Source organism: Stenotrophomonas sp. Steno-Z4 (assembly GCF_056393145.1).
On record NZ_JBWJPC010000004.1, the window covers coordinates 385,456 to 395,892 of the forward strand.

Sequence of the window (10,437 nt, forward strand, 5' to 3'; positions counted from 1 at the left end):
GTGCAGAGTGCAGGCCAGCAGCCAGGTGAACCAGGTCGGGACGCCCCCGGCCGACACTACCCGCAACCGCTTGTCCTTGCGTCGGAGTGAGCGCTTCACATCGTCTCCACTGGATGTGCGCATCCTCATAACAAACGTGCTCCCGCTCCTGCTCGGCTGCATGCTCGGCCAGTGGCTGCCCACGCTTGCCCCCAACCCGCAGCTGCATGTGCTGTGGATACCCGGCCCGGTACTGCTGGGCTGGTTGCTGTTCACACCACGCAGCCAATGGCGCGGGTGCATCCTCGCCGCCTGCGCCGGCACCGTGCTGTCGTTGCTGCTGGTGCCGCTGTCGGCACTGCCACGCCTGCTGGCCAGCCTGGGCGAGTTCGCCATGGTGGCAATGGTGGCGTGGCTGCTGCTGCGCTGGCGCGGCGAGCGCGCTGCGCTGGAGGACTACCGCGACCTGACCCTGTTCCTACTGCTGGCCTGTGTGCTGCTGCCCCTGTGCGGGGCGTGGTGGTACGCGCTGGCGCTGGGTGGACGCGGTCCTGCGCTGGCGCCCGCCACGATGCGCGAGTTGGCCCTCACGAGCAGCGTCAGTTACCTGCTGATCGTGCCGGCCCTGGTCAACGTGGCCCGCATCCTTGAAGCGCCCGAGCGCCGCCACGGCTGGCATTGGCAGACGCTGGGCCTGGCCCTGCTGCTGCTGGGCCTGCTGGTGGTGCTGTGGACGGTGGACTGGCAGGACGGGGTGGTCACCCCGCTGCTCACCCTGGCGCCGATTCCGCTGCTGGTCTGGGCACTGATCGTGTTTGGCATCGCGGGGGCATCCTTGACCATGGTGGTAGTCGCGGTGCTGGGGATGCAGCTGGGCGTGGAAGCGATGGGACCGTTCGGCTTCTGGACGCCCGAGCGCAACCTGCTCACCGGCCAGGCCTGGACCCTGTGCACGGGGTTCGCACTGCTGTTCCTGGGCGCACTCTCCGAGCAGAAGCTGTCCAACCGGATAAAACTGCAGCGTGCGTACGCGCGCCTGGGCGAGGTCACCGGGAGGATGCTGGTGGTGCAGGAAGAGGAACGCACCCGGATCGCGCGCGACCTGCATGACGACGTCAACCAGTCGCTGGCCGCGATCTCGATCCGGCTCAGTACCCTGCGCAACCACATCCCGCCTTCCGAGCGCCCCAGCGTGGTGGAACTGCAGGACCAGCTGCTGTCGGTGTCCAACGACATCCGCGCCATCTCGCACGAACTGCACCCCAGCATCCTGCGCTTCACCGGGCTGGCCAGTGCGCTGGATGCGTTCTGCATCAAGCGCAACGCACGCGGACGGCTGCGGCTGCGCTGCAGCATCGAGGACGCGCCACGCCTGAACGACGATCAGGAGCTGAGCCTGTTCCGGATCGTCCAGGAAGCGGTCAACAACGTGGACAAGCACGCGCGCGCCAGCGTGGCCGACGTGCTGGTGTGCGTGCGTGGCCAGAACGTGGTGCTGCGGGTGGATGACGATGGCGTGGGCATCCTGGCCAGCCACCTGCGGCGCACGCCCGGGCTGGGCCTGATCAGCATGGAAGAACGCGCACGCCTGCTGGCCGGCACCCTGCACGTGGGCACCAGCCCGCTCGGCGGTGCGCGGATCGAGGTGCGCTTTCCCCTGCGCGATGCCGCGCCGCGTGGTGCGGCCGGCCAGTAGAACCCTACGGATGGAGGTGTCCATGCCCGCTCATCGCAAGGCGTCTTGGCTTGCCGTCGCGCTGTTGGTCGGCTGCGCCACCGGCCCATTGACCAGCCCATCACCGGCGCTGCTCCCCTCCGCGCTGCCGCCACCGCCGGCGCCCGTTCCGGAGCTGCGCCCGGGCGTGCCCGCCGGCTATCTGGGACGTGCGCTGCCCGACAGCCTGGTCCTGCTGCCGCCGCCTCCCGCCAAGGGTTCGCCCGGGTTTGCCCGTGACCAGGCGACCAGCCGGGCATCGCAGAAGTTGAAATCCAGTCCGCGCTACGCACTGGCCAGCCGCGATGCCGACCTGCGCTTCCCGCACGTCGCCAGCACGTTTTCCTGCGCGCTGGGGGTGCCGATCAGCCAGCAGGATACGCCGCGCCTCTACCTGCTGCTGCAACGCAGCCTCGTCGATGCGGGCCTGGCCACGTACGCGGCCAAGGACCATTACAAGCGCACACGGCCGTTCGTGTTCTACAAAGAGAAGACCTGCTTCCCGGCCGATGAAGCCTCGCTGCGCACCGACGGCTCCTATCCGTCCGGCCATGCCTCGATCGGCTGGGCCTGGGCACTGCTGCTGAGCGAGCTGAGCCCGGCGCAGGCCGATGCCGTGCTCGCCCGCGGTCGCGCGTTCGGCGAAAACCGGCTGATCTGCAACGCGCACTGGCAAAGCGATGTACTGCAGGGGCGTGCGGTCGGCGCTGGCGCCGTCGCGGTGCTGCACGCCAATGAAACCTTCAACGCGGATATGAGGGCGGCCCGTGCGGAGATCGACAGCCTGCGCGGCAGCGGCGTGGTGGCCCAGGACTGCGAGGCCGAGGCGACCGCATTGAAGGTGAAGATACCCGGCGTGGAGTAGCCACCCGCGAAGGCAACAAACCGTCCCGCCGCTGGCCGGCTGCGCGCAGCCAGCCGGCGTGGCATGCTCGGCGCCCCACATTCCCGTTGCAGAGCGTACGCCATGGCACAGGTCAAGATTGTTTCCGACGGCCCCAACTACCGTCACCAGATCCAGGCCGGTGCACACCACGTGGTGGCCGATGAGCCTGCCACGCTCGGCGGACAGGGCGCGGGCATGGCGCCGTTCGAGCTGTACCTGGCGGCGCTGTCGGCCTGCACGGCCATCACCCTGCGCATGTATGCGGAGAAGAAGGGCTGGGACCTCGGCGAGTTCCGCGCCGAACTGTCCTCCTCCCGCGACGCCGACAACCGCCTGCTGGTCCACCGGGTGCTGCATGCCAGCGGTGCGCTTGATGACGCGCAGTGGCAACGGTTGCTGGACGTCGTGGAACGGACGCCGGTGACCCTGGTGATGCGCGAAGGTGCGGTGATCACCAGCGAGCGGGCTGCCGGCTGAGACGGATCGCAAGCGAGAAATGGCCTGGCTCGCTGCCCCCTGAGCGATGACGGGGGAGACATCCCGCGGTTGACAGCGAGCCAGGACAAAGCGTGCCGGTCGCGTGCTCCTGGACCTACAGGGCCCTGTCCACGCGTTGGCGCTTCGTGGTCATTAGAACGCCGGTGTGGATGCGCAGACGCTTCGATCCGGCAGCACGAACGTGCGTTCCGGCAAGACGAGGGAGGAATGCGGCATGTGGATGCGCAATTCCGGCACGTTGCCGGAAACGTGCCTTCAGGCCGGGATGCCCGCCGAGGCAGGCGCACGCATCAGGGTGTCCCGGGGCAGCTCACCGAACACGCGCCGATAGTTGTCGGCGAACCGCGACAGATCCCACAGGCCACAGCTGAGCGCCACCGCCTTGACCGACTTGCGGGTGGCGTCGGCCATCGACAGGCCGCGGCATGCGGCGCACAGCCGCAGCATCGACAGGTACCGGTTGGGCGAGGTGCCGAACAGGTCCTCGAAGGCATAGCGCAGGGCACGCTCGCTCACGCCCGCTGCGGCGCAGATCTCGTGCATGTAGATGTTGCGCCGCAGATTCTGCCGCATGAAGGATTCGGCGCGCTGTGAGATCAGATAGTGCGCGCGGCGCGCACGGGAATTGGCCGTCCGGCTCTGGCCCTGGGCCGCGAGCAGGGCCTGCACGTGTTCGTGCACCAGCACGGCCGCAGCGTCAGCAGGCAGCGCCGGATCCGCTCCGCCGAGCCATGCGGGAAGCTGCGCGTAGCGCCCGGCAAGCCCGCAACCGCTGGCGCCCGCATCGAACAGCGTCAGTGCCTGCCCGAAAGGCAGGTTCGAACGCAGGCTGAGTTCGGTGAGTTTGCGCTGCACCCGGTGCATGGGCGTAAGCAGGAAGCTGAAACGGCTGCCGGCACTGAGCGCGAATTCACTGGCGCCTTCTGGAAACACCGTCAATGCCGTACCCGCGCCCAGGCTCACGCCGTGGCACCAGCTTCGCGATGGGTCGGTCTCGTGGATGAAACCCAGCAGGCACCATTCCGGCGGCAACACGAAGCGTCCGCGGAACTGGAAACCGCAGCTGACCGTGCAGAACAGCGATTCATCATGCACCTGCGACTGGATCGATGCGCGCGGCCCGTTGTCGTCCAGCAGCACCATTTCCAGTTCGCAGACCCGGAGCACACCGCCCAGTGACGCCAGGTCATGCTGGCGTAACGCGGTACCCTGAACCTCCTGCACTTCACCATCGGCCATGACAGCGGTTTCCCCGTTTGGCGTGGACTCCACGATGGTCGCCATCCACCGTGCAGGCCCCTTCCTGGTTTGCTGGGCATTCCCCCCTTCGGAATGCGTCGCTGGTTCTACCGGACAGAATATCGGTGTGTTTTCGCGGAGTTTCTGCGTGAAGGTGTTTACACGGCGTCAATATCCTCCATTCACTTGATGTCCATGGGGCCATCACGGGGTGGCATGCAACACCCTGCCGATTTTGTGCATCCGCCGGGGCCAGCGGTGGCGGAACATCGTCCGACGTGCCCCGCGCGCAAGGACGCCTCCCATGGCCGCTCCCCTCCAGCTGCTGCACCCCAGGCCGCCACCGATGACCCTCGTCCTCTACGCCCCGGCCAGCCACCTGGCCGCCCTGCTCGAAGCCCGGCTCCCGGTCGGCATGCGCGTGCACTGGCAGGACAGTGCCGCGCCGGCGGGTGCCCTCGACGTCCATCGTCGCAGCGGCCCCTGCGTGGTGCTGCTGGATTATCTGCGCGGGGCCGCCCAGGCCTCGAGCGAGCTGGCCAGGCGGCTCCAGCGCAGTCATCCCGACCTGCCGCTGGTCGCGGTAGGGTCGACCTCGTCGAAAGAGGAGGATGGCATTGTCGCGGCGGTACGGGCGGGCCTGCGCGACATTCTCGACCTGGAAGCGAGCACCGCCGAGATCGACGCCGTGCTGCGCCGCGCCGCCGCCGTGCCTGCCAATGTTCCCGACCTGCCTGCGCCGGGCGCTGCGAAGGCCCGGCTGATCCTGCTGCTGGGCGTACGCGCCGGGGTCGGCACCAGCACGCTGGCCACCCATCTGGGGGTGATGGCGCAACAGCTCGCCGTGCCCCGCGCCGGAGAGGACGACGCCACGTGCACCCTGCTGGTCGATCTCGGCCATCCGGCCGGCGATGCCGCGCTGTACCTCAACGTGGACAGCCAGTTCCACTACGAGGATGCGCTGCGCCATGCCAACCGCATCGACGCCAACCTGGTCCGCACGGTAGTGACCCGGCACGACGGCGGACTTCACCTGCTGGGACAGCCGGCAGGCGGAGATGGCGGTGCCCTTGCCGATCCGGCGGTCCTGATGCAGCGCCTGCGCGGCGTGTTCGGCACGGTGCTGTGCGACCTGGGTGGTGTTCCGGTCCGCCAGGTTCCCCGCTCCCTCCTCAACGGTGCCGACGAGATCTGGCTCGTCGCCGACCCGGCGATCGGCACGCTGGTCTCACTCGACCAGGTGTTGAAACACCTGGACGCCATCGGCAGCCGCGACGCGCGCCTGCAGTTGGTCATCAACCGCCACCACCAGGGCGGCGGACTGGGCCCGGCCCAGATCGCTGACCGGTTCGGCCTGCCGCTGCTGGCTGCCCTGCCCTGCTGCGAACGCCTGCGCACCAGCGCCAACCATGGGCACCTGCTGTTGCACGATGCCCCCCGCGCGCCCTACCTGCGCGCGCTCGCGCCCTTGCTGGCGCGCCTGTGCCCTGCCGCGCCGCCTGCGCGGCCGCACACACCGCTGGAAACCCTCATGCGCTTCCTGGACAGCCGTCAATGGAAAAGAAAGTAGCCCCGCTCGGCCCGGTCGCTGCGCATGCGGATTCCGTGCCGGCGGATCCGGCAGCGGACCCACGGGTGCCGTTCGCGCAGTCCGAGGACTTCCTGCGGGTGCTGGCCGCTGCCCATGAGCACCTGCTCAACAGCATCGAGGATGGCCAGGTCGACATCGACGCCTGGTCGCCGGTCACGGTAGCCCGCTACGTAACCACCCAGACCGACCGGTTCGTGCAGGAATGGCGCATCCCGGTCAATGCCGCCGAAATGGAAATCGTGGCAGCCGCGCTGGTCAAGGAACTGACCGGCTTCGGCCCGTTGGAAGACCTGCTGCGCGACCCCGCCATCGATGCCATCCTCATCAACGGCTACCGGGATATCCATGTCTCCCAGGCCGGGCAGCTGGTACCGATCAACCAGCGTTTCACCGATGATGACCACCTGCTGCGGATCCTGCGCCGCATCCTGGCCCCGCTGGGGCGCCGGCTGGACGAAGACTGCCCGATCGCGGACGTACGCCTGCCCGCTGGTGGCCATCTCAACGCGATCATCCCGCCGCTGGCGCTGGATGGCCCGGTGGTCTCCATCCGCAAGTTCCGCAGGACCCCGTTCACCTGTGACGAGCTGCTGCGCATGGGCACGTTCGATCCCGCCGTGCATGCGCTGTTGAACGCGATGGTGCTGGGCCGCTGCAACGTCCTCGTCTGCGGCACCGCCGATTCGGGGAAAACCGCGCTGCTCAACGCCATGGCCGGATACATTCCGGCCGACGAGCGCATCGCCACCGTCGAAGAGGTTGCCGAACTGACGCTCAAGCACCCGCATGTCGTGCGCTTGGAAAGCCGCGCACCGGGCGTGGACGGCCAGGGCGCGGTCGGCATCCGCGAGCTGATGCGCAGCAGCCTGGGCATGCGCCCCGACCGGATCCTGGTCGGTGAACTGCGCGGCGCCGAGGTCATCGAGATGCTGCAGGCGATGGCGACCGGGCACGATGGTTCCATGGCCACTGTGCGCGCCAGCTCCGCGCGCGACTGCCTGCAACGGCTGGAGATCCTGGCAGGACTCGCGGGCTTCCAGGGCAGCGAAGACAACGTGCGTCGGCAGATCGCCAGTGCGGTTGATTTCGTGGTGCATGTCCAGCGGCTGGGCAGCGGTCGCCGCGTGGTGGCGTCGATCGGCGAGGTGACCGGCATCAGCGACGGCGCCATCGGCACCCGCGAACTGTTCCATCACGAACTGCAGATCGATGCCGATGGCCGCGAGCAGGACCGCTGGGTCGGGATCGACCTCCAACCCCGCTCCAGCAAGCTCGAGGCGTTCCGACGGCAGCTGCGCCAGGCACGGGGCAGCCGTTCCTGATGCCGGGACAGACAGAAACGGCGGCCCTGCGGCCGCCGTTTTCTGTCCTCACACGCCATTGCGTGATCAGGCCGCGGCAGCGACCTGCGCGCTCTGGCGCTGCACCAGCGCATTGAAGCGCGCCAGCGAGCTCAGGTGGTGGTGGATCGAGGCCAGCCAGCCGTTGCGATGCCAGGCGAGGACGATGGCGTCAGGCAGCTTGGCGAACTTCTCGACGTCCACCACGTGGAAGCCGTTCACCGACATCTTTTCACCGCTGGGCAGGGTCACGTCGATGCTGCGCTCGACCAGCAGGTCCTGTTCCTTCAGCGCGGCGCTGAACTGGCGGGTCTGCTCGTATTCGCGGGTGAAATCAGCGCAGAACTTCATGGCGTTGTCGACCAGTTCGGTCGCCTTGCCATCAACGAACAGCGGCTCGCCTTCGTCGCTGACGCCCTGGTTGACCTGTTCCGAATCGGCATCCAGCGCCAGCAGGAAATTATCATCCTCGGCCTGCACGAACACGAACGGATAGCGGCGCAGGTAGGCCGGGGCGTAGGTGTCATCGGCCCACTTGCCGTCGGTCACGAACAGGTTGCGGCGGGCCAGGCCCACGGCCACGATCGGCGAGGCATCCTGTCCGGTGAACAGGATGGGGAAATGCTGGGCGGCCATGCCGAATTCGCCGATCACCGCCGGAATGGCGTTGGTCTCGGCGGCAAACGCCAGCGAACCCGGACGCAGGCGCCAGTTGGCGTGCTTGTCCGATTGCAGCGGCAGCGGCTGGCGGTAGAACAGCGGACCGGAAGCCTGGGCCGGAGCGGCCGGCGGAGTAGTCGTTTCAGCAGTCATGAATTTGGTCAGGTACGACGCGCCATACAGCCCGGGCACGAAAGCGGGCACCGCATTGATCGACCACTATAGCGTGGCTGTTTTGCAGCCGGCTACCGCCCGGTGAATTCGCTGCATTGCAGCAACACGGGCTCGAGGGGTCAATTCGGGCCCTCGAAACGAGCCGGTCGCGACGCGGTGCGTGGTCATGCGGGCAGGGGATGGGTAATGATCACGGCAGCTATGCGACGACCCCCATGCACGATCCCGCCTGCCCGCCCCGCCTGTTCCGCCTGCGCAACCCTGCCCTGATGGGGGCCGCCTGCCTGGCGCTGGCCGCCTGTGCCGACCAGGGGCCGGCTGCGGCGGTGCACGAACTGACCCTGCTTCCCGAACCGGTGGCCACTGCCGCGCCGCTACCGGGGGGCGACCACGTGCTTCGGCGCGTGCATTTCCGCGACCGCCACGGGGAAGGCCTGCTGGTGCTGGAGCGAAGAGACGAAACCCTTGAGGATGCCGACAGCGGCAACGTGCTCGACGTCGCGGTACTGACCGCGCAACTGCATGCCCGGTTGGACCCGCGCGGGGCCTGGAGCAAGCAATGGCAGCGTCAGATCCGCCAGCCCTGCGCCGGACTGGACCTGGAAGCGGGCTGGTTCCTGGAGCACGTGGGCGTGACCGACCTGGATGGCGATGGCCAGGCAGAGATCACGTTGGCCAGCCACACGTTCTGTGGGGGCGGCATCGACCCGCACCAGCTGCACATCAGCCTGATAGACGGCGGCACCGGCTACGGAATCGAAGGTGAAACGCGGGTGTCGCTGCCCGGGGAGGAGCCCTTCGGCGGCGAACATCACGGCAGCGCGAACCTGGCGACCGCGCCGGCAGCGTTCGTGCAGCACCTGGAGGCGCTGTGGTCGACGCTGCGCGCTCAGCCGATCACGATGTAATCGCTGACCTGTTCGATGCCCGCATGCGCAGCGCGCACCAGCTGCACATGGCGGCCCCCCACCTGGTCGATGGCGATGCAGTCATCCACCTCCAGCAACGCGTCGGTATGCGGCTTGTCCCAGCGCGCATCCTGCAGCGCCTTGGCCTTGCGCCGGGCCGCCGCCAGATCGGGCGCGACCAGCAGCAGGTAATCATGCGCTTCGCCCAGTGCGCCGGGCACATAACCACCCAGATTGACGAAGAACAGCCGGGGCTCGTCCGCCGCCGGGGCGGCGTCGCCAAACCCTACCCGATAGTCCTCGACCCCATCGACGGCCAGCCAGCCATCGACATGCAGGCCCTTGGCCTCGCCAAACCAGTCCCGGCGCAGCTGCGGATACGCATCTTCGATGCGTTCAACGTTGGCGAACGCCACGTCATGGACTTCGATCCGCGCGCGGGCATGACGCCCACCCAGCATGAACACGTGCAGCACCACCGGCTCCTTGGTCGACTCCGGCCACCAGTGTAGCGGCGCCCACCCCGGGGCCACCACGGCGGTGGTATGGTCGGGGCTGGCAACCGCAGGAGCAACCCATGACGACCCGTTCGCGCAACGTGCTTCCGCTGGTGGCCCTGGCCACCCTGTCCCTGTCCGCCTGCGCCACCGCGCCCGGGCCGGAAATCACCGGCAGCGGCGAATGCCACGCCGAAGGCCTGACCTGGGCCATCGGCAAGAATGCCGACGAAGCCACCATGCGCACTGTCTTCAAGCAGAGCGGCGCCGGCCTGATCATCCCCATCGGCCCCGGCTCCACCGTCGCCACCCGCGACCATCGTTCCGACCGCCTGCGTGTCTACCTCGACAAGGACAACATCATCACTGCAGTCCGCTGCGAGTGATGTTGGTTTAGCGCGTACGGCGCAGAGCAAGAGCAAGAGCAAGAGCACAAGCAAAAGCAAAAGCAAAAGCAAAAGCAAAAGCCCTGGTCTGCGAACGTCCTCGGCTTGGCCGGCGGGTGTGGGTTTGCGGGACACGCTGCAAGTCCCGCTCCGCGGCCCGGCCCAGCCGCCAGCGGCTGTGCGTTCAGTCGCACGCGAGGCAGTGCCTCGCAAGCAGTGCGCCTTCACCCATGTAAGCTCGTTCGCGCCATCCATGGCGCTCTACGGTCCCGCAAACCCACCCCCGCCAGCCATTGACAGTTGGCTGGTTGCCCACGGAAATCAAACGCAAGGCAACGGCAACGACAGCCGCGACGCTGTCGCTTTTCCCTGGCCACCGACTCACTGTCAAAGGGTCGGCGGGCATGGGGGTACGGGGGCTTTGCGAAACATGGATGTTTCGCAAGAGCCCCCATGGGTGAAGGCGCACTGCTTGCGAGGCACTGCCTCGCGTGCGACTGAACGCACAGCCGCTGGCGGCTGGGCCGGACCCCGGAGGGGGGTTTACGGCGCCCCCCGTACCCCC

At 68.0% G+C, this 10,437-nt stretch carries 10 protein-coding genes; 7 read left to right on the forward strand and 3 right to left on the reverse strand.

The genetic code is table 11. The features are described from left to right. Positions 1 to 136: 136 nt before the first annotated feature. From AC06E7_RS12500 to AC06E7_RS12510, 3 genes are all read left to right on the forward strand, one after another. A complete protein-coding gene (locus AC06E7_RS12500; RefSeq protein WP_478064937.1) occupies positions 137 to 1,675 on the forward strand; it encodes a sensor histidine kinase in 1,539 nt (512 codons plus the stop codon). Between the two features lie 22 nt (positions 1,676 to 1,697). Then, positions 1,698 to 2,558, forward strand: a complete 861-nt coding sequence (locus AC06E7_RS12505; RefSeq protein WP_478064938.1) for an acid phosphatase — start codon at positions 1,698 to 1,700, stop codon at positions 2,556 to 2,558. Between the two features lie 102 nt (positions 2,559 to 2,660). Then, a complete protein-coding gene (locus tag AC06E7_RS12510; RefSeq protein ID WP_093535850.1) occupies positions 2,661 to 3,056 on the forward strand; it encodes an OsmC family protein in 396 nt (131 codons plus the stop codon). A 276-nt stretch (positions 3,057 to 3,332) separates the two neighbouring features. Here the strand turns inward: AC06E7_RS12510 and AC06E7_RS12515 are convergent, their stop codons facing one another. After that, a complete protein-coding gene (locus AC06E7_RS12515) occupies positions 3,333 to 4,316 on the reverse strand; it encodes an AraC family transcriptional regulator (RefSeq protein ID WP_478064939.1) in 984 nt (327 codons plus the stop codon). 304 nt (positions 4,317 to 4,620) lie between these two features. On the opposite strand from AC06E7_RS12515, the gene AC06E7_RS12520 reads away from it, so the two are divergent. Together AC06E7_RS12520 and AC06E7_RS12525 are read left to right on the forward strand one after the other, a co-directional pair. Then, entirely contained in the window at positions 4,621 to 5,886 is a 1,266-nt protein-coding gene (locus AC06E7_RS12520; protein ID WP_478064940.1) for a CpaE/TadZ family protein, read from the forward strand. Then, positions 5,871 to 7,229, forward strand: a complete 1,359-nt coding sequence (locus AC06E7_RS12525) for a CpaF family protein (protein ID WP_478064941.1) — start codon at positions 5,871 to 5,873, stop codon at positions 7,227 to 7,229. Before AC06E7_RS12520 ends, AC06E7_RS12525 begins: the two co-directional genes overlap by 16 nt. Positions 7,230 to 7,295: 66 nt before the next feature. Here the strand turns inward: AC06E7_RS12525 and AC06E7_RS12530 are convergent, their stop codons facing one another. After that, a complete protein-coding gene (locus AC06E7_RS12530; RefSeq protein WP_068854682.1) occupies positions 7,296 to 8,060 on the reverse strand; it encodes a SapC family protein in 765 nt (254 codons plus the stop codon). A 236-nt stretch (positions 8,061 to 8,296) separates the two neighbouring features. Here AC06E7_RS12530 and AC06E7_RS12535 point away from each other — a divergent pair, with 236 nt between their 5' ends. Further along, the gene (locus AC06E7_RS12535) at positions 8,297 to 8,989 is read left to right on the forward strand and encodes a M949_RS01915 family surface polysaccharide biosynthesis protein (RefSeq protein ID WP_478064942.1); all 693 of its coding nucleotides are present in this window, start codon (positions 8,297 to 8,299) and stop codon (positions 8,987 to 8,989) included. Here AC06E7_RS12535 and AC06E7_RS12540 read toward each other — a convergent pair. Further along, positions 8,971 to 9,465, reverse strand: coding sequence for a DUF1543 domain-containing protein (locus AC06E7_RS12540; RefSeq protein ID WP_345776809.1), 495 nt, complete (start codon positions 9,463 to 9,465; stop codon positions 8,971 to 8,973). The two genes, AC06E7_RS12535 and AC06E7_RS12540, sit on opposite strands and share 19 nt — an antisense overlap. 101 nt (positions 9,466 to 9,566) lie before the next feature. Between AC06E7_RS12540 and AC06E7_RS12545 the strand changes: the two genes are divergently transcribed. Further along, the gene (locus AC06E7_RS12545) at positions 9,567 to 9,872 is read left to right on the forward strand and encodes a hypothetical protein (protein ID WP_068852538.1); all 306 of its coding nucleotides are present in this window, start codon (positions 9,567 to 9,569) and stop codon (positions 9,870 to 9,872) included. The last annotated feature ends 565 nt before the right edge of the window (positions 9,873 to 10,437 follow it).